This is a genomic window from Gracilimonas sp. (genome assembly GCF_017641085.1).
GTDB lineage: Bacteria > Bacteroidota > Rhodothermia > Balneolales > Balneolaceae > Gracilimonas.
On record NZ_JAEPPI010000003.1, the window covers coordinates 398871 to 419557 of the forward strand.

16 protein-coding genes and 1 pseudogene are annotated in these 20687 nt (G+C 42.9%); 15 read left to right on the top strand and 2 right to left on the bottom strand.

The window, feature by feature from the left end; translation table 11 throughout:
• Positions 1–16 precede the first annotated feature (16 nt).
• The 5 genes and pseudogenes from JJ941_RS12760 (at position 17) to JJ941_RS12780 (ending at position 6982) form a co-directional block, all read left to right on the top strand.
• On the top strand, positions 17–1216 hold the full coding sequence (locus JJ941_RS12760; RefSeq protein WP_103664465.1) for an efflux RND transporter periplasmic adaptor subunit: 1200 nt from the start codon (positions 17–19) through the stop codon (positions 1214–1216).
• Positions 1217–1288: 72 nt separating this feature from the next.
• Entirely contained in the window at positions 1289–1618 is a 330-nt protein-coding gene (locus JJ941_RS12765) for a P-II family nitrogen regulator (protein ID WP_234573542.1), read from the top strand.
• 61 nt (positions 1619–1679) lie between these two features.
• Positions 1680–2474, top strand: a complete 795-nt coding sequence (locus JJ941_RS12770; RefSeq protein WP_290965894.1) for a cation transporter — start codon at positions 1680–1682, stop codon at positions 2472–2474.
• A 114-nt stretch (positions 2475–2588) separates the two neighbouring features.
• Positions 2589–3531, top strand: a pseudogene (locus JJ941_RS15340) (arsenic resistance protein).
• Between the two features lie 202 nt (positions 3532–3733).
• Positions 3734–6982: a type ISP restriction/modification enzyme gene (locus tag JJ941_RS12780; RefSeq protein ID WP_290965901.1), complete on the top strand. Its 3249-nt coding sequence runs from the start codon at positions 3734–3736 to the stop codon at positions 6980–6982.
• Positions 6983–7692: 710 nt separating this feature from the next.
• Here JJ941_RS12780 and JJ941_RS12785 read toward each other — a convergent pair.
• On the bottom strand, positions 7693–8961 hold the full coding sequence (locus JJ941_RS12785; protein ID WP_157470983.1) for a tyrosine-type recombinase/integrase: 1269 nt from the start codon (positions 8959–8961) through the stop codon (positions 7693–7695).
• A gap of 1078 nt (positions 8962–10039) precedes the next feature.
• Here JJ941_RS12785 and JJ941_RS12790 point away from each other — a divergent pair.
• Both JJ941_RS12790 and JJ941_RS12795 read left to right on the top strand, forming a co-directional pair.
• Positions 10040–11041 (top strand): aldo/keto reductase, encoded by a 1002-nt coding sequence (locus tag JJ941_RS12790; RefSeq protein ID WP_290965907.1) that lies wholly within the window; start codon positions 10040–10042, stop codon positions 11039–11041.
• A gap of 28 nt (positions 11042–11069) precedes the next feature.
• A complete protein-coding gene (locus JJ941_RS12795) occupies positions 11070–11513 on the top strand; it encodes a nucleoside deaminase (RefSeq protein ID WP_290965910.1) in 444 nt (147 codons plus the stop codon).
• Positions 11514–11688: 175 nt separating this feature from the next.
• Here JJ941_RS12795 and JJ941_RS12800 read toward each other — a convergent pair whose 3' ends face one another.
• Complete coding sequence (locus tag JJ941_RS12800) at positions 11689–12045, bottom strand: DUF3127 domain-containing protein (protein WP_255135337.1); 357 nt, start codon at positions 12043–12045, stop codon at positions 11689–11691.
• 763 nt (positions 12046–12808) lie between these two features.
• On the opposite strand from JJ941_RS12800, the gene hemA reads away from it, so the two are divergent.
• The 8 genes from hemA (at position 12809) to JJ941_RS12840 (ending at position 20621) form a co-directional block, all read left to right on the top strand.
• Positions 12809–13987, top strand: a complete 1179-nt coding sequence (gene hemA, locus JJ941_RS12805) for a glutamyl-tRNA reductase (protein ID WP_290965913.1) — start codon at positions 12809–12811, stop codon at positions 13985–13987.
• Entirely contained in the window at positions 13977–14879 is a 903-nt protein-coding gene (gene hemC, locus JJ941_RS12810) for a hydroxymethylbilane synthase (RefSeq protein ID WP_290965916.1), read from the top strand. Before hemA ends, hemC begins: the two co-directional genes overlap by 11 nt.
• Positions 14872–15561: a uroporphyrinogen-III synthase gene (locus JJ941_RS12815; RefSeq protein WP_290965917.1), complete on the top strand. Its 690-nt coding sequence runs from the start codon at positions 14872–14874 to the stop codon at positions 15559–15561. Before hemC ends, JJ941_RS12815 begins: the two co-directional genes overlap by 8 nt.
• A gap of 2 nt (positions 15562–15563) precedes the next feature.
• A complete protein-coding gene (gene hemE, locus JJ941_RS12820) occupies positions 15564–16595 on the top strand; it encodes a uroporphyrinogen decarboxylase (protein WP_290965919.1) in 1032 nt (343 codons plus the stop codon).
• A gap of 69 nt (positions 16596–16664) precedes the next feature.
• Positions 16665–17597 (top strand): oxygen-dependent coproporphyrinogen oxidase, encoded by a 933-nt coding sequence (gene hemF, locus JJ941_RS12825; RefSeq protein WP_290965922.1) that lies wholly within the window; start codon positions 16665–16667, stop codon positions 17595–17597.
• Positions 17598–17669: 72 nt separating this feature from the next.
• Positions 17670–18653, top strand: coding sequence for a porphobilinogen synthase (hemB, locus tag JJ941_RS12830; RefSeq protein ID WP_290965925.1), 984 nt, complete (start codon positions 17670–17672; stop codon positions 18651–18653).
• 147 nt (positions 18654–18800) lie between these two features.
• Complete coding sequence (gene hemL, locus JJ941_RS12835) at positions 18801–20096, top strand: glutamate-1-semialdehyde 2,1-aminomutase (RefSeq protein ID WP_290965928.1); 1296 nt, start codon at positions 18801–18803, stop codon at positions 20094–20096.
• An 84-nt stretch (positions 20097–20180) separates the two neighbouring features.
• Positions 20181–20621 (top strand): SRPBCC family protein, encoded by a 441-nt coding sequence (locus JJ941_RS12840; protein WP_290965931.1) that lies wholly within the window; start codon positions 20181–20183, stop codon positions 20619–20621.
• Positions 20622–20687 lie beyond the last annotated feature (66 nt).

A 20687-nucleotide genomic window follows, 5' to 3' on the forward strand; every position in this document is an offset into this window, starting at 1 on the left:
TTAAATCAACAAAAAAATGAATAAATCTAATTTATATATAATTTTATTGGCTGTCCTTGCATCTGTTTTTACAGCCTGCGGCGAGATCAATAGCGATGAAAAAGAACAAGAAGCAACAGAACTTGCCGGTGTGGCTGAGGCAGAAGAAAACATGGTTCATCTGTCGGAACTGAAGTTCAACAGCCTTGGAATGAAACTGGATACTTTGTCCCTGCGCTTTCTCTCAGAGAGCGTAGAAGCAAATGGTCAGCTGGAAGTTCCCCCGCAGCATGAGGCAAGCGTAACTGCGGTTTTGGGAGGTAATATTGGTTCCATAGAAGTTATTGAGGGAGATCAGGTGTCAAAAAATCAGACTATTGCCTTCCTTTCCCATCCTAATTTAACCAAAGTCCAAACTGAATACGTACGGTTGTATCAGCGCATGTTGTATTTAGATCATGAATTTAAGCGACAAGCAAGGTTATATGATGAAAAGGTAGGCTCCGGCCAAACTTACCAACAAACTAAAGCCGAATACGAATCAGTTAAGGCGGAGGTCAAAGGTTATGAGGCTCAGCTGAATCAGCTTAACCTGGACGTTGAACAAATACAAGACGGCGATATTTATTCGTCGGTGCCGGTAGTAAGCCCTATTGATGGGTACATCGAAAAGGTTCAGATTCAAATCGGTCAGTACGTTGATCCCCAAACAATCATGTTTGAAATTGTGGATAACGAACATGTTCATGCCGATTTGATGGTCTTTGAAAAAGATGTGCACAAAGTTAAAAGGGGCCAATCCATCTCTTTTACTGTACAGTCAGTACCGGATCAAATACTTACAGCTACCATTTACTCTGTAGGCAAACAATTCGAACAAAATCCTAGGGCAGTGCATGTGCACGGCGAAATTGATCAGAAAGAAAACTTCCTGATTCCCGGGATGTATATCAACGGCACGATTCACACTTCAGAGACTAAAGCCTTTGCTTTGCCTGAGAATGCCATTGTTGAGGACGAGGGTAAAACCTACCTATTCACCGCAGAACAACAAGAGGAAAACGGAAATACCGAATGGTCTTTCACTCCGGTAGAAATTATGACCGGCATTGAGGAAGATGGTTGGGTTGAAGTGAAGTTGTTAGAACCATTGCCGGATGGAGCACGAGTAGCTTGGAACAATGCCTATTACCTGATCTCTGAAATGAAGAAAAGCCAGACTTCCGACGATGATTAACAAAAACTTTCCGGCAAAGCCATATTCATGTTTTTATGGCTTTGCCGGGGTTAATGCACAACACATAATATTATGAAAGAAATAAAAGCCTTTATAAAACCAAACAGAGTAGAAAATGTAGTTGCAGCACTCCAAGAAGCAGGACATGAAAGTGTTACGCTTTCCAAAGGAGAAGGTACCGGAGCATACAAACAGAAAGATGCGTCCCCATCGCTGGATTTTCACTTTACGGACAGTCCAGTCGTAAAATTAGAGCTGGTATGTCAATGCAAAGAATCCGATAACGTTGTTCAACTTATCTGCGCCAATGCCAAAACACCGGAACGCGGTGACGGCATCATTTACGTTACAGATATTCAAAAAGCGTTTAGGATTAAAACCTGTGAGCCTTTTGAGGGGTAAGGAACAGGTGATTCTTTGTCACAGTTAAGTTGAAGATGAAAATAATCCCATATATTCAACCATGAAAAAATCCACATTTAATATTCCACAAATGGACTGCTCAGCCGAAGAGCAAATGATTCGAATGAGGTTGGAAGAGTTTGAAGATATTAAATCTCTAAACTTTGATATCCCGAATCGTACATTAGAAGTGTATCACGAAAATAGGCTTAATGAGATTGAGAAAGCCCTTGACTCCCTGAGTTTGGGTTCTAAATTGAATTCAACAAAAGAGGCTCAAATGTCGCCTTTCGCTTCTGATGAGCAGCAACAAAAGAACATTCTATGGTGGGTTTTAGCGATCAACTTTCTCTTCTTTATCATTGAAATGACAGCCGGATGGATTATCAATTCTATGGGGCTGATTGCAGACTCACTGGATATGCTGGCAGATTCATCCGTATATGCGCTCAGCCTTTTTGCGGTTGGAGCAGCGGTAGCAAGAAAAAAGAAAGTAGCAAAAATTAGCGGATATCTTCAGATGGGTCTGGCATCACTGGGATTTCTTGAAGTACTGCGGAGGTTTCTTGGAGTGGGTGAAATGCCCGACTTTCATTGGATGATCATTATTGCTTCAACGGCTCTTGTTGCAAATGTTTTTACCTTATGGCTTATCAATAAAGCGAAAAGCAAAGAAGCACACATGCAGGCAAGCACAATTTTTACCTCCAATGATATTATTGTAAATGGTGGTGTAATTTTGGCCGGAATTCTTGTTTATGCACTGGATAGCAGGTGGCCGGATCTGCTCATCGGAGCTATTGTGTTTAGTTTTGTCATGAGAGGAGCAGTAAGAATTTTGAAACTCTCGAAATAAAAGATTATGAGACTAAATTAACGACAAAAGACGATGAAAAACCATCTTTTATCTTTTCGATCAATTTCGGCGTTCTCACGACAGGACTTCTGGAAATGAGCGGAGTATATTAGTATGAATTCGATTAACAGATATCAGTCACTTATTATAGCGCTGGCAGTCATTGCAGGTTTGCTGGCTGGGCAGGTGGAAACAGTGGCATCGGTTGCCGGATATGTGATCGTCCCTTTTTTAATGCTCATGCTATTTGGGCTATTTCTTAACATCCCGATCAACGATCTGCTGAAGAGCTTTTCCAATTTAAAATTCTTTTCAGCAAACCTGGCCATCAATTTTCTCTGGACACCCTTTTTTGCCTGGGTACTGGGCTACCTGTTTCTTCAGGATCACCTAAGCCTTTGGATAGGTTTTGTCATGTTGATGATAACCCCCCTGTACGGATTGGTACCTGATTTTTACCGGTATTGCAAAAGGAAATACGACGCTTAGTGCCTCTGTGCTTCCTCTGAACCTGATTTTACAGGTGATTTTATTACCCGTGTTTTTACTACTCTTTTTTGGTGTATCCGGTTCGGTGAACCCGGCATTTCTGTTTGAAAGTATCGGCCTTGTGTTGATCGTACCCTTTGTTGCAGCGCAAGTCACAAAATATCTGCTCCACAGGTTCAAGCAATCCGTATTTCTTGAAACCAAGCTGCTGCCTTTTTTTTAGCTATCTCAGGTACTATTTCTTGGGTTAGCGATCATGGCTATGTTTGCATCTCAGGGTGATTACCTTCTTCAAAACATCGAAACTGTTCTTATTCTGCTGATCCCCCTAATGATATTTTTCGCCATAAATTTCCTGGTGAGTCGCTTTACAAGTTATCTGCTCCATTTTGATTATGAAGATTCAGTCAGCTTGAACCTTACCACACTTGCAAGAAATTCACCCATTGCATTAGCGATAGCTCTTACGGCTTTCCCCAACAGTCCGCTGGTAGCTCTGGCTTTAATCATTGGGCCTCTTATTAAATTGCCGGTTTTAGCCTTGGTTTCACAAGTATTACTTAAATGAGAGGCGGCAGATTTTCGGAAAGGACGGGAGCATAACGTATTCAGTCAATACAGAAACTAAGCTGCATAATGTTAACATGTCCAGCGATTATTCAATTGAATAAGAGCATCCGATTGACGATTTCGTTGTATTTCACATCTAAATAACCTTTGTCTTTGAGCACTGATTTTGTTAGGATAAGCGCCAACCCAATTGTTTATCTATGACCATTCAGGAATACGTCGATCAGTTAAACCTAAGATATAAATCAGGCATTTCGCGGGAGCACAGTTACCGGGGCGATTTACAAACATTGCTTAGTAATTTATTACCCGACCTACTCATAACCAATGAACCCTCACGAACAGATGTTGGAGCCCCCGATTATATCCTCACTAAAGGCAAAATTCCAGTTGGATACATTGAAGCCAAAGACATTGGTGATCCAGATCTTGAGGGTAAGAAGAGGAATAAGGAACAGTTTGAACGCTACAAAACCGGTCTTCCTAACCTGATCTTCACCGACTATATCGATTTCCATGTATATCGCGAAGGAGAATTTTTGACCTCGGTTTCTATTGCTGAAATTCAGGATGGAAAAATCGTTGGGAAGACGGAAAACTACGGCAAGTTCGAAAATATCATCAAAGATTTTGGGACCCATGTGGGGCAAACCATCCGCAGTGCCAATAAGCTGTCGAAGATGATGGCCGGTAAAGCCCGAATCCTCGCTGATGTAATTGAGAAAGCCCTGAATGCCGATGAAGAAAAGCAAAAAAACAAAGTAAACGAGACGGCTAACAATACCCTACGGGAACAACTGGCTGCATTTCAGAATGTATTGATCCACGATATCAAGGCGAAGGAGTTTGCGGACATCTATGCCCAGACTATTGCTTATGGTATGTTTGCAGCTCGTTTACACGATTCGACTTTGGATACCTTTGATCGCCATGAGGCAGCTGCGCTGATTCCGAAAACCAATCCCTTTCTTCGTAAGCTTTTCCAATACATAGCTGGTTATGATTTGGATGATCGTATTGTATGGGTGGTAGATGGATTGGCTGATATTTTCAGAGCGACGGATGTTGATGGCCTTCTCAAGAACTTTGGCAAAGCTACACAACAGCAAGATCCCATCATTCATTTTTATGAAACGTTCTTGGCTGAGTATGATCCTAAGCTTCGAAAAAGTCGCGGAGTCTGGTACACACCTGAGCCGGTCGTAAACTTTATAGTTCGTGCCGTAGATGACATTTTGAAGGACGAGTTTGGTCTAAAAGAAGGACTGGCTGACACCACCAAGACCAAAGTGAAAGTAAAAGTACCCACGCACGATAAGCGCCACAAAGGCGGCATGGTAGAGGAAGAACGGGAAGTTCATAAAGTGCAGATTTTAGACCCGGCTGCTGGGACTGGAACCTTCTTAGCCGAAGTGATCAAACAGATTCATTCCAAGTTTGAAGGACAGCAAGGTATCTGGGCTACCTATGTGGAAGAACACTTGATCCCACGCCTGAATGGATTTGAGATCTTGATGGCCAGTTATGCAATGGCACACCTGAAACTGGACCTGCTGTTAAGGGAAACTGGTGTAGAGCCAAGTGGCAGTGAACGCTTTCGGGTGTATCTCACTAACTCCCTGGAAGAACATCACCCCGATACCGGAACCCTTTTTGCTGGTTGGTTGAGTGAAGAGGCCAATGAGGCCAACCACATTAAGCGCGATACCCCTGTGATGGTAGTATTGGGTAATCCGCCATACAGTGGCATTTCCTCAAATATGGGCAAATGGATATCTGAACTTATTGAAGATTATAAATATGTAGATGGTGAACATTTTGGGGAGCGAAAACATTGGCTTCACGATGATTATGTGAAGTTTATTCGATATGGTCAGCATTTTGTAGAGAAGAACGGCGAAGGTATTTTAGCATATGTAAACAATCATAGTTTTATCGATAATCCAACTTTTCGTGGTATGCGTTGGAATCTTATGAATACATTTGACGAGATTTACATACTGGATCTTCACGGTAGTTCAAAAAGAGGGTTAAAGGCGGAAAATGGTGAAAGGGACAAAAACGTATTTGATATTCAGCAAGGTGTTTCAATTAACATATTTGTCAAAAAGTCTACTTCTAAAAAAGGTCTTGCTGATATCTATAAAGCAAATTTAATTGGCCCAAGAAATATGAAATATGATTTTCTTAACCAAAATAGCCTTAAAGAAATTGATTTCAGTTTAATTAAAAATGAAAGTCCATACTACTTCTTTGTCGAGAAAGATTATTCTATTAAAGATGAATATTTAAGTGGGTTTAATGTAAATGAACTTTTCAATGAGTCAGTTACAGGAGTCCTAACAGCAAGAGATCATTTGGTTATTGATTTTGACAAAAATGATCTTATTGAAAGAATTGAAGTATTTACAGATGACAGCTATTCTGATCAGCAAATAAGAGATAGATTTTTTGGAAATAGAACAGCAGGCAAGTATCCCGCAGGTGATACTCGTGGGTGGAAACTAAATGAAACAAGAGAGAAAATCAGAGGTAAAGAACACGATAAAATTACTTTGAATTACTCTTATCGCCCATTTGATACCAGAAAAATTTATTATAGTCCTGAAATGGTTGATTGGGGACGTGAGAATTACATGCACCACTTAATTAGTGGAAAAAATGTGGCTCTTGACATTTGTAGACAGCTTATATCTGATTCCTACCAACATATTTTTGTCACAAATAGATTAACAGATGATTCCTTTGTTTCTAATAAATCGAGAGAAAGAGGGTACATACTACCACTTTATTTATATCCTGAAAAATCCACCCAAAAAACCCTAGATGGCAAACCAGAGCGAACACCCAATTTAGATAAGAAGATCGTTCAGGAAATAGCGAAGAAACTGGGGCTGAAGTTTATACCGGAGAAGGAAGAAACCGAAGGTACCTTTGCCCCTATTGATCTACTCGATTACATTTATGCGGTATTGCACTCCCCAAGCTACCGGGAGAAATACAAAGAGTTTCTTAAGATCGACTTTCCAAGAGTGCCTTACCCCGAAGATCCTGAGCTTTTTTGGGAACTCGTAGAACTTGGTGGAGAGCTACGCCAAATTCACTTGCTGGAGCATCCGGTTGTAGAAAAATTTATAACCACCTATCCCATTGCAGGGAGCAATGTGATTTCCAACCGGCTTACAAAAACCGATCCTGGTTTTATTCCGGAAGACGATGATGAAACCACCGGGAAAGTGTGGATAAACGAAGAACAGTATTTCGGCAAGGTTCCAAAAAAAGCCTGGGAATTCTACATCGGCGGCTACCAACCCGCCGAAAAATGGCTCAAAGACCGACGAGATCGCGAACTCTCTATTGATGAAATTCGTCACTACCAAAAAATCATCGTGGCCCTTATGGAGACAGATCGATTGATGCAGGAGGTTGATGGGGTTTTGGACGTTTAAAAGCTTTCCTGGAATTCTGCGGAGTTATATGAGTAAACTGGAATAAAACAGCATTTAATGCAGCTCGGTATTTAAAAAAAGACTCCCCAAAGGCGAAAATAGCTCAATTTTTTTAAACGAATCTCAAAAAGGCTCAATTAAACAGTAATTTATAAGTTTCAAATCACGAATTATTTCTAATATCCCTCACATCTTTCAAAGAAATTGACAGTAAGTATTAGTTAACGAAAGTTATTAGCCTAAATGTGGCCTAATTCAAGTGATTTGTTATAAGGAATCATTCAATAATGACTAGATACCGAAACCCGAATGTCTATTTCTTTCAAATAAATAAAGAAAAACCTATGCTAAGCTGCTAAACACTGCTAAGTTTTTTAAAAGATGGTCCGGTTTATATAAAAGAAGGGATATTGGTTTTAGCAAAGATTTAAAGAAAATGCTAAGAACTGCTAAAGTGTGCTAGAGATTTTAGCAGCTTTTAGCACCTGTTAGCAGACCTTAGCAGTTAGTTATTTGTAAATAAACGATGATTTAATGGGTGTTTTGATAGATTTTGGGTCAATCTTAGCAGTTTAGCAGAAAAAGCCCTGGATTTGTTTAAACTTTTTTGAATACTGACTATCCGAATCAATTTTTTCTAAAAACACTGGGGTTAACAGCTGATTATCTACTGTTTATTTCCATAAAAAGTAGGTAATCATAGCTATGAGTTAAGCAGAATAACTCGTTTCACTGAAGAAATAGTTGACTGTATCAATCTGAGTCGCTGGCTTCTTTTGCTCTTCCTTAGCTTCTTCAGCTTTTCGCTTTTCTATCTTATCCATTTTTCTTTTGAGGTTCTTTACCGAAAGGTGCGTGTACTTCTCGGTAACCTGCTGGCTGGAATGTCCGGCCATTAAGGAAGCCTCTGCAGTATGAAAACCATCCTCAATCCAGGTAGTGATGGCCTGATGTCTCATTCCGTGAAGGGTTCTGGTTGTAGGTACTCCGGCTAACTTCGCATAGCGCTTGAATTCGTAATACACCCGATCACCACGTACAGCTTTGCCTTTGGTTGGTCCTCCCTGATAGATAAATATGAAATCATCATTTTTTACAGAACCCCGAATTTTTAAATAATCTTCCAAATACCCACGAAGTTCTTTGCAAATTGGAATAAATCGCTCTTTTCTTCCTTTTGTCGGGCCCAGATAGATAAAGGTGAGTTCATCATCTACATATTCAAGATTTTGCCCTTTTAGTCCCGAGTATTGTAATTCAGGTGTATGACCAACTTCATGTTTACGCAATCCGGCATAGTAATAAAGAGCCAGAATAGGCTTAAACCAGTGCTGAACTTTTCTGGGGTCAAATTCCGGAAGTTTCTTTTTTCGCTCTAGTTCTTCGTCAAATTTTTCAAAAACCGACATGAGTTCTTCTTCAGAAATCATTTTTGGTCGAATACTGGATCGGACTTTGGGTAATTCTTCCCTTATCTGATCGATCAGATCTTTAGTCACAATCTTCCGTTTTTTTAAATAATACCACCAGGTTTTTAGATGTTTGAAATAAAATCCCATAGTGGCTGTTTTAATCTCTTTTCTGAGAATGACCCTTTCAAAATGCTTGAGGTGTATCCTGCGTGGATCAATTTTTTCAAGATCATTTAATTCCACAAAATATTCTAAAACTCTTTTATATGCAGCAATAGTCGCAGGTGATAAATGTTTCTTGGATTCATAAAACATATCTATCGCCTCACGAACCGTTCGGCAGTTGTAGGGATTCTCTACTTCCTTTAAAGCTGCAATTGGGTCAAAGCTGGGATGGAAAGGATCAATTTTGCCGAGACTCTCCAGGCGCTCCAGCTTAGAGATCATCTTGAGTGCTACATCCTTATGCCGGGTTTTAAGCGATTTAGTAATGGTTTGAGAAACGCCTTTTACGGAACTATGATATCGGACATAGTAATAGCGGTTTCGTTTCTTGAGATATGCCATGATAAGTCTCCAAAAATGTACCCCAAAACGAACCAAAATTGTGGGAATGGAAGGGAATAAAAGTGTTCCTTTTCGTTCCTTTTTGTTCGCTTACTAACTGTAAGAAAAGGGGCTTTTTTTTAACTTAAGAGGCACATTTTGGCGTTTTCAGTACTTTAAAAACACACAAGATAAGCTTCGTACTTTCCGCCTTATGAGTCGACTGCTCTAACCAACTGAGCTACGGGCCCGATCTCTTTTTTGAAAGGGCAGCAAAGTTACAACTTGTTTGCAACAACTTGCAAATAATTGAGTGTTGTTTATCAATTTGTTTGAGTGAGGGAGTCATTGCGTGGAGGCAGGGATGTAGAATATTGGTTTGGGGGTTTATAACGCCGGAGCCTGCCTGCCGGCAAAGGCAGGCAATCTCCCTGAACCGACATCCTAAGTATATCAAGGAGATCGCGTCGTCGCCAGGCAGGGGTGTCCTGCTTCACCACACTCTACTCCTCGCGATGACGGGTTTTTTACTACTCATTAACGTCCCGTGCGTCATTGCGAGGAGCCCGTAAATCCGAATGCAGGGCTTGGATGCATACCGACGCGGCAATCTCCCTGAACCGACATCCTAAGTGGCTTAAGGAGATCGCGTCGTCGCCAGGCAAGGTTATCCTGAATCACCTAATACTACTCCTCGCGATGACCGGGTTTTGCTTTCACCGGTATAAACCAGACCTGTTTATCTCATCAACGCAGAAGGAAAAATTGAGGGGGAAAAGGTGGAATTACTTGTAGGTGGGCTTTTGTTTCAAGTAACTACGATCAATATACGGCAGAGGTGCCCGGCTGACCAAATCTGTTTTACTTTTGCTATGCAATGTTTTCTTATAGGTAAGTAATAACAGGTAATAATATATTTATGATGAATGAAATGTGGGTAATATGATGCTCTTTATATAGATTTCGGCAGATGATTTTAATCCGAACTCGCTATCTTGTTCTTTACTACTTTTTCGGGATATGCAGAACGCATTAAAGGTATGAGCTGTTAACACATTGAACTACGGATAAAGAAAAGATTAAATCGGAGCTACAGATTATGGAATACAGGTTTTTAGGAAGGTCAGGACTTAAAGTATCAGCGCTGTCATTTGGATCGTGGGTTACTTTTGGCGAGCAGGTGGACACGGATCTCGCCTACAATCAAATGAAAGCGGCTTATGATGCCGGCGTGAATTTCTTTGATAATGCCGAAGGTTATGAGATGGGTAAATCGGAAGAAATTATGGGACAGGTAATTAAGAAGGCCGAATGGAAGCGTTCAGACCTCGTTTTATCAACAAAAATATTCTGGGGTGGTGAAGGTGTAAATGATCAGGGGCTTTCGTTTAAGCATATTAAGGAGGGTACGGAAGCAGCATTGCAAAGAATGCAGACAGAGTATGTGGATCTCCTATTCTGCCACCGTCCGGATATATATACTCCTATAGAAGAGACCGTATGGGGTATGAACCAAATGATCAATGAAGGCAAGGCTTTATACTGGGGAACCAGTGAGTGGAGTGCTGATCAAATCCGCAAAGCTTATGATTTTGCCCGGGAGAATCATTTACGTCCACCACTGATGGAGCAACCGGAATACAATATGTTTAGACGAAATAAGGTGGAAAAAGAGTTTTCCGCCCTGTATGAAGATATCGGCTTGGGAACCACCATTTGGAGTCCGCTTGCCAGCGGTTTGCTCACCGGAAAGTATAATGATGGAATCCCTGAAGGTTCCCGGCTGGACCTGGAGAAATACAGCTGGCTCCGAAAAAAGCTGCTTGAAAGCGAAGAGGGAAAAGCCAAGCTTAGAAAAGTGGCAAATCTTGCAGCTATATCTGATGAAATAGGCGTTCCGATGCCACAGCTTGCACTGGCTTGGTGCCTGAACAATGAGAATGTCAGCACCGTAATTACCGGGGCTTCCAATGTGGAACAGGTAGAGCAAAATATGAAAACCATGGACATCCTCGATAAGGTAGATGAGGAAGTGATGGCCAAGATTGAGGAAATCCTGGACAACAAGCCCAAGGAAGACATCGACTGGAGACGGAATTAGATTAACTTTAATCACGTAATACCTCCGGATGAAAGATGAAGAACTGATTCGCCACTGTCTGCGACTGGCTCAGGAAGCCAAAGATCTTGGCGATGGTGCCTATGGAGCGCTGATTACTGATGAGACCGGTAACATCATTGCCAGAGCAGGCAACACCACCAACTCTGAGAATTCAGTGACATACCATGCTGAGATAAATGCCATTCAACAGGCGGAGTATAACAGAGGGAAAGGAAAGCTAAAGGGCTGTACGTTATACAGTAGTGCAGAGCCCTGCCCGATGTGTGCTTCAGCAATTGTATGGTCGGGAATTGAAAAAGTTGTTTTCGGTGCTTCAATTTCCGCTCTGAAGAATTTCGGTGTCCAGCAAATTGATATCGAAAGTCGGGATATTCTTACGAAAGCAGATCATAAGATAGAAGTAAAAGGTCCGGTATTAGAGCAGGAAGCCCTTCAATTGTTTGGGCAATAGCTATATCTCAAATACCACACAGATATGCGGTGAAAAAGAGATCGTAATATCTTTATTTAAAAGTGTATTGAGTTATGGGTATCAATTCTGAAAGTAGCTTTCAAAGGTTGATCCAATAGCCACCGCTTGTGAGGGCGGTGGTTTTTTATGTTTGGCAAGTAACTTTCCTTTCCGTCTAAAACGGCAGGTCGTCGTCGAGGTCCATTTCCTGATTGCCTTCGCGGGTTAAACCGGGGGCACTTGGCGGTGCCTGCACATCACCCTGAGCTTTTTCAACTTTCCAGGCCTTCACGTCGGTGTACCAATTCCCTTTATATTCCCGGCTTTGGATGTCAATGGAAACAGTGACTTCATCTCCTTTATTGACCGCCTGTTGATCAATGTTATCACCCCACTGCGTTATGCACACCTGCTTGGGGTACTGCCCTTTGGTTTCAAGAATAAAATCTCTTTTTCTCCATGGACCGTTTTTCCCCTGACCTGATTGCTCATCTAATATTTGTGTGACTTTTCCTGTTAACTGAAGATCCATAAAAAACGCTTATTTAATATTTTTGAAGAATAGAGAATATAGTCATTGAGCTATTTAACATCGAGTTGGGATGTTGATGTTTAGATATTAGCTGCACCAACCATCACGGACATCCATCAGACTATCAGGAAAAAGTATTTAAAAAAGAGTGTTCACAGATTCCAACCATACAAACAGAAACCAGATCCCAAAACCAATCCCACCAAGGCGTCCTCTTTCCCTTCCCAAAAAGGGAAAGAGACAGAGATAGGGTTCTGGTAGAGTTGGCAAAATTCCATTTTACGAACAAAATGCCCAAAAAAATTAGTTCTACGTTTAAGTCTACTGGAAGCAGGTATAATTTTTGGCAATAATTAATCACCATACTAACCCATCCTTGTTCCTTCCCTAACCTACAAGCACGCCAAGGAAGGAGACTTCTAAAAAGAGTGTTCACAGATTCCAGTCATAGAAACAGAAATCAGATCCCAAAACCACTCTCACCAAAGCGTCCTCTTTCCCTCCCAAAGGGAAAGAGACAGAGATAGGGTTTTGGTGGAGGGGCAGAAACTATTGCTTATCAGATAAATAAAGAATTTGAATTAATTCTAAACAGAAAGAGGCTTATCTTTGGCACGCTTTCATGAAATGTGAAGATCAAATTCAGCTTATACATCTATTCAGGAGCGTTTTTAAAGTTATGTGAATCATTTTCTTCACATAATCTTCACATTCGGAAACTACTTTGTCATTCAATGTGCCGGAAATTTTTTAGAAGCTATTTATGAGGTTTAGTGCAATAGGAATTTCTCACTGGAAAAGTGAGGTCTCTATTCGTGAATTATTTTATTTAGACAATCATCGCAGGGAGCTTTTGGATTTTCACACCAAAGATATCCCCGGAGGTGTGATGATGCTGGATACCTGTAACCGGACAGAGCTATATGCTTTTTGTGATGCGGAGGTGTTGATTTCTGCTCTTTGCAAATCAACCAATACCGATCGCGAGTTTTTTAAGGAGCACGGTTATGTTTATGAAGAGGAGGATGCCTACAATCACTTGTATAAAGTAGGCACGGGGCTCGATTCCCAGGTTTTGGGAGATGTGCAAATTATCCAGCAGGTAAAGCAGGCCTACAAAAAATCAAAAGACCAGCTTTCCGGTGAGTTTCACCAGCTGGTACAATCCGTTTTCCGAGCACACAAAAGAAGCCGTACTGAAACCGATTTCGGCCGAGGTACGGCTTCTGTGGGTTTTGCCGCCACCCAGCATGCCCTTGATCACTTTAAGGACCTGAGCACTATCAACATCCTGTTGGTGGGAGCCGGGAAAATGGGTAAGGTGTCCTGTAAAAACCTTGTTTCCAATGGCGCAGAACACATTTCTGTGGTGAACCGAACCATCGACAGGGCCAAAGAGCTGGCTTCCACATTCGACATAAAAGCTCATGCATTTTCAGAGCTGGATGAAGAAATCAAAAAAGCGGACCTCATCATTGCCGCTACCGGCGCTAATAAACCCATCTTGCTCCCCAAGCATTTTGAGGGGGTTGAAAAGTCCCAGCTGGTACTTGATTTAAGCGTTCCACGGAATGTAGATCCGGCCGTGGGTGAATTAGAGCAGGTTACACTGGTTGATATGGATTCCATTCATGAAGACAACCAAAAAGCGCTGGAAAAGAGAGAGAATGCCATTCCAAAAATCAAGGAAATCATAGAGGAAGAAAAATCAGATTTTCTCAAAGGTGTGAAACGCTCCAGGTATCTGTTACCCCGCATCAAAGAAATTGATCACCGCTTAAGTGATATTACCGATTCGGAACTGGACCGCGTAAAACATAAGATGGATGATGATTCTTATGCGAAGATGGAAGAAGTGACCCGGCGCATCAAAAAGAAAATCATGGCCATTCACATAGATCGAATCGACAAAGAATTCGAGAAGGCACAAAATGAAGCTTAAAATCGGTACCCGTAAAAGTACGCTCGCTCTTTGGCAGGCAGAATTAGTTAGCAAAAAGCTGAACGACCTTGGTGTGCAAACACAGCTGGTGGAAATTGAGTCGTTTGGCGACAAAGAGCAAGATATCCCCATTCACAAACTGGGCGATAAAGGGGTTTTTACCAAAGCACTTGATGATGCACTCATCAAAGAAGAGGTAGATCTTGCCGTACATTCTCTGAAAGATGTACCCACTGTATTGCTGAATGACCTCGATTTGGTTTCGGTATTGGAAAGAGGCAATCCCCGGGATGTACTGGTAAAGCCCAAAGAGGAAAAAGAAAATATCCAACGAACAATCGCAACCGGGAGCATACGCCGGACCGCCTTCTGGAAAAATCGTTTTCCGGGAGATGAAGTAGTTGGCCTGAGAGGAAATGTACCGACCCGCCTACAAAAAGTGGATGACAACGATTGGTACGGAGCGGTATTTGCCTATGCCGGTTTGGAGCGTATTGGTTTTGAAAACAGGATCAGCGAGGTATTGGATTGGATGATCCCGGCGCCATCGCAGGGAGCCGTAGGAGTAGTAGCAAGAAAAGATACCGCTCATCGTGCATTATTTAACAAGCTGAATCACAACGAAACCCGGATTTGTGTAGATATTGAACGGGCTTTTTTGAATGAATTGGAAGCGGGGTGTTCTTCACCGGTTGGGGCTCATGCCTACATCAAAAAAGATGTGCTTTATTTTACAGGAGCGGTTTTAGCTCTGGATGGTTCACGACGAATGGATGTAGAACGGGAGATTCCGGTCTCAGAAGCTACAGCTGAAAAAGGACATCAATGGGCTGATTTACTGAAGAAAGACGGAGCGGTTGAATTATTAACCCACCGAAATTCCAATGATTAATCAAAGCAAACCCAGAATTTTATTCACCACACGGCTTAAAAAGCAAAGGTTGGCAGCCTTACAATCGTCCGGGTTTTTAGTGGAAAGCGTGCCCTTTATTACTTTCGAATATGTAATTCCGGCTATGTGGATTAGCCAGCTTCCCGACCAAACTGATGCCTGGATATTCACCAGTAAGAAAGCAGTAAAGGCTATCAAACCGGCCTTTAAAGACCTGGAAGTACCCGACCACATTTTTGCCGTAGGTTCTAAAACGGCCGGGATGCTGGAGGAACTGAATCTTGAAGTTACCATTCCGGACGAGTACAATGTTGTCGCTCTCGCTAAAAAGATGAAAGAGCTTGAACTAAAAAACGTGACTCATTTCTGCGGAAATTTAAAAGCCGGAGACTTAAATAAACTGCTGGGTGAGGATGTAAATCTTACTTCCGTGGAAGTTTACCGAACTAAACTGGCTCCTCATACCTTAAATATTTCCAATTACGACGGCATTGTTTTTATGAGTCCAAGCGCGGTGGAGTCATTTTCTGAACGGAATGAGATAAACGGAACGGCTAAAGTTTTTTGTATTGGCCCTACCACAGAGGCCGCAGCTACAGAGGTGGGCTTCGAAAACTGTATCACTCCGGAGTATTCCACGCTGGACGACCTGACTGAATCCATTCAAAATTATTTTAACTGATCATGAATTTTCCTGAACTAAAAAATCGATTGCTGCTGGATGTACTTGAAGGCAATGAAACTGAACGTCCACCGGTATGGATGATGCGTCAGGCCGGGCGATACCTTCCGGAATACATGGAGATTAAAAAGAAGTACGGCTTTTTTGAGCGGGTTAAAACCCCGGAGCTGGCTTGTGAAATCACCATTCAGCCCATCGATATTGTAGGCACAGATGCAGCCATCCTTTTTTCTGATATCCTGGTTTTGATTGAATGCCTGGATGTGGAAGTGCAACTGAAACCGGGTTTTGGCCCTTACCTGCCGGACCCAATCCGAACGGTGGAGCAAGTGGAAAACCTGAACATCATTCCGGCAGAGGAACAACTGAGCTATGTGTACGATGCACTGTCGCTCACCCGAAAAACACTGGACGGCCGCGTTCCCTTAATCGGTTTCGCCGGCGCCCCGTGGACGCTCTTCTGTTATTTGGTTGAAGGGCAGGGTTCAAAAACCTTCTCTACAGCAAAATCCTTTTTATTCTCACAACCGGAGGCTGCTCAAAAGCTGCTGGAAGTGATGACGGACCAAACCATTCAATACTTGCATCATCAGGTGAAAGCGGGGGCACAAGTGCTTCAGGTGTTTGAATCGTGGGCGGCGGCACTGGGCCCGGATGATTTCCGGAAATTAGCCCTGCCGCACTTGCAGCGTATTGCTGAAGAAGATTATGGCGTACCGTTAATTATGTTTTGCAAGGATGCGGAATGGAGTTATCCGTTTTTTGCTAATACCAAAGTATCGGGTTTTGGAATTGGTTGGGGATGCACCCCCGAACATGCCCGTGAATTTGCCGGTGATAAGGTAGTTCAGGGAAATTTTGATCCGTCCAAATTATTGATGAGCCCGGATAAGATTGAAGCCGAAGCTACAGAGATGATGAAAAGGTTCGGAAAAGGAAATTACATTGCAAATCTGGGGCATGGCATTCTGCCAAACGTCCCGGTCGAAAATGCCAAACGATTCGTTGATACGGTTAAAAATTATCGATATTAATTAGAACCCATGTAGAGACACAAAATCTTGTGTCTCTACATGTGGTTGCCAATTTTTTCTTGATCAATCATGGATACAAAACTAACATCCAAAAAAGAAGAATTCAGCCGGTTCGTCAAGAATGTGCAACAGCATATTTGCGATGAATTAGAGGCTGTGGATGGAACCCAAAAATTCCGTATTGAGGATTGGGAGCGGGAAGGATTTGGAGGAGGCAGCACGCGCATAATTGCCGGTGGCAATGTGATAGAAAAAGGTGGGGTAAATGTGTCGGCCGTTGGCGGACCTCTGCCCGAGGCAATGCAGAAGAAATTTGAAGTACCGGAATCAGAGTTTTTTGCCACGGGTGTCTCACTGGTCATACATCCCCAAAATCCGTTTGTACCCACGGTTCACGCCAATTACCGGTATTTTGAACTGTATGATAAAGACACCGGAGAGCTGAAAGATCAGTGGTTTGGCGGCGGGGCCGACATGACGCCCTATTACCTGTTCGCGGAAGATGCTAATCATTTTCACCAGGTTCATAAAGAAGTATGTGACCGGTTCAACCCGGATTATTATCCTGATTTTAAAGCCGAGTGTGATGCCTATTTCTACAATCATCACCGGGAGGAAGCTCGTGGAATCGGAGGGCTGTTTTTTGATTATCAGCGCCCGGATAAGAACCGTTCTGCAGATGACTTATTCGAGTTTTGTAAGGCGGCCGGGTTTGCCTTCACCGATGCCTACGTTCCTATCATAAAAAAGCGGAAGGATGATGAGTTTAGCCAGGAACACCGGGACTGGCAGGAAATCCGCCGTGGCCGTTATGTGGAATTTAATTTAATTCACGATCGCGGTACTTTATTCGGGCTGAAGACCAAGGGCCGGATTGAATCTATTTTGATGAGCCTGCCACCGAAAGTGCAGTGGGTGTACGATCATCATCCGGAACCGGGCAGCCCCGAAGCCGAGCTGGTCGACCACCTGAAACCCATTGATTGGATTAATTATAGCTAAGTGAAAGGGGAAAAGTGAAAAGGCAAACGTAATTTTCACTTTTGCCTTTTCACTTTTCACAAGCAAAGAAATATGAAATACCCAACAACCCGATTACGACGAAACCGGCAATCAGATGCCATCCGTGAGATGGTGCAGGAGAACCGTTTACATCCATCCGATTTTATAGCTCCCATTTTCATCATGGAGGGAGAGAACAAGAAAGAGGAAATCCCCAGCATGCCGGAGTATTTTCGGTACTCGTTAGATTTGCTGAAGGATGAACTGGATGAATTGGTTGAAGTTGGGATTCAGTCGGTATTGTTATTTGTAAAGGTTCCGGACGAAAAGAAAGACAATAAAGGCACCGAGGCTTTAAACGATGACGGACTGATGCAAGAATCCGTTAGGTTTATCAAAAAGGATTACCCGGATTTGCTGGTTATGACCGATGTGGCGATGGATCCATATTCCTCATACGGACATGATGGCATTGTGGAAGATGGCGAAATTGTGAATGACCCTTCGGTGGAGGTGCTTGCACAGATGGCTGTGAGTCATGCCAAGGCCGGAGCTGATATGGTGGCGCCGTCCGACATGATGGATGGCCGGATTGGAGCCATGCGTGTAGCATTGGATGAAGCCGGATTTGAGAATACCAGCATCATGGCGTACAGTGCAAAATATGCTTCTTCTTACTACGGTCCATTTCGTGATGCCCTGGATTCTGCTCCGGGATTTGGGGACAAAAAAAGCTACCAGATGAATCCGGCTAATGTGGACGAAGCCCTGCGTGAAGTGGAGCTGGACATTCAGGAAGGAGCCGATATTGTAATGGTAAAGCCGGGAATGCCTTATCTGGATGTGGTGCGGGCCGTAAAGCAGAACTTCAACATTCCGGTTTCGGTTTATAACGTCTCCGGTGAATATGCCATGATTAAAGCAGCTGCTGAAAAAGGCTGGCTCAATGAAGAAGAGGCCATGATGGAAGCACTGTTAGGATTCAAAAGAGCCGGCGCTGATTTAATTGCCACTTATTTTGCGAAGGCTGCTGCCCGTATTATTCATAAATGGTGATCGTGAATTTTTCTTGATTCTAAGGGGAAGCTGGAGCTTCCGGACAGTTGTTGCGAAGCAGGAGCTTCGCAACGAGAAGAAAAAGCATCCTAGGGTGATGGAAATTCATTAAGGCACGAAAGAAATTTTTAATTGATAAACAGAGATATGGATTACCCAAAGAGCAAAGAACTTTACGAACGAGCATCAAAAGTGATTCCCGGCGGAGTAAATTCTCCGGTACGGGCTTTTAACAGTGTGGGGGGAACACCCTTGTTTATCACCCGCGCTCAGGGATCGTATCTCTGGGACGAAGAAGGCAATCGATATATCGATCTCATCAGTTCGTGGGGACCAATGCTGTTGGGTCATGCGGAGCCGGATGTTATTAAAGCAGTTCAGCAAACCGCAGAAAACTCGACTTCATTTGGAGCACCGACCCGACTGGAAGTGGAGATGGCCGAGCTGATTTGCAGCTCTGTTCCGGGAGTGGATAAAATCCGGATGGTGAATTCAGGAACCGAAGCTACCATGAGTGCCATCCGTGTTGCTCGTGGATATACCGGGAAGAACAAGATCATTAAGTTTAAAGGAAATTATCACGGCCATGGCGATTCCTTTTTGATTGAAGCCGGAAGCGGTGCCCTCACCATGGGCGAGCCAAGCAGTCCCGGTGTTACGGAAGGAACAGCCAAAGACACACTGAACGCCGAGTACAACAACCTGGATTCCGTGAAGAAATTGGTGGAGGCCAATAAGGATGACATGGCTGCGATCATCCTGGAACCCATTGCCGGAAATATGGGATGTATTCCTCCTAATGAAGGATTCTTGGAAGGATTGCGAGCACTTTGTGATGAACAAAATATCGTACTCATTTTTGATGAAGTGATGACCGGTTTTCGTGTGGATTTCCGGGGTGCCCAGAAAGTGTACGGGGTTACGGCCGATATGGTAACCTATGGTAAAATCATAGGTGCCGGATTGCCGGTGGGAGCCTATGGCGGAAAAGAAGAAATCATGGATTATGTGGCACCGACAGGCCCGGTTTATCAGGCGGGGACCTTGTCCGGAAACCCGCTGGCTATGGCGGCAGGATTTACTCTTCTGAAGAAGCTGAAAGATCACCCCGAAGTGTATGACGAGCTGGAGAAGAAATCACAAGTACTGGCTACCGGCATAACTAAAATACTTCAAGAGTATGACATCCCTCACGCGATGAACCGGGTAGGCTCCATGATCGGGGTGTTTTACTGTGAAGGTCCGGTTGAGACTTTCGACGACGCCAACCACACCGATAAGGAACTGTTTGGTAGGATCTTTCATGGCATGCTGAAGCGGGGTGTTCACTTGCCTCCGTCTCCCTTTGAGGCTTTCTTTCTGGCTAATTCGCTGACAACAGACGATATCAGCTTTATATTGACGGCTTTTGAGGAGACGATTTCAGAGATAAAATCTGATTAACAGATTACTGGAAACGGGTTCCCTCTTGCACTTAATTTCCATTCTATTAACTTAGCTTTATCCATTCACAAACCGGATAAGGCTATGAGCACCATCACAGTCACCAAACGGATACATGCTCCCAAGGAACTCGTTTTTAAAACGGTTTCGGATATAAAGAACTTTTCCAAAGCGGTTCCTGATATTACAAACGTAGAGTTTTTGACAGAACAGGATTATGGAGTGGGAACCAAATTCAGGGAAACCCGTGATATGAACGGGCGGAAGGCCTCTACAGAACTTGAGGTGACTGAACTGGTCGAAAACGCTCACATTCGAATAGTATCTGATACCATGGGCACGATTTGGGATTCGCTATTCACCGTCGAAAAGAAAGAAGACGGAACGGAGCTCACGCTGATCATGGATACCAAAGCGTATAAACTCATGTCAAAAATTATCAACCCTTTTATGAAAGGCATGATGAAAAAAGCGCTTGAGAAAGATATGGACGCTGTGAAAAATTATTGTGAATCGAATAATTAGCTGATCTATATAAAGCCTGTTTACAAAGGCATTGGGAGAGTAATTACCTAAAACCTGTTCATTAAG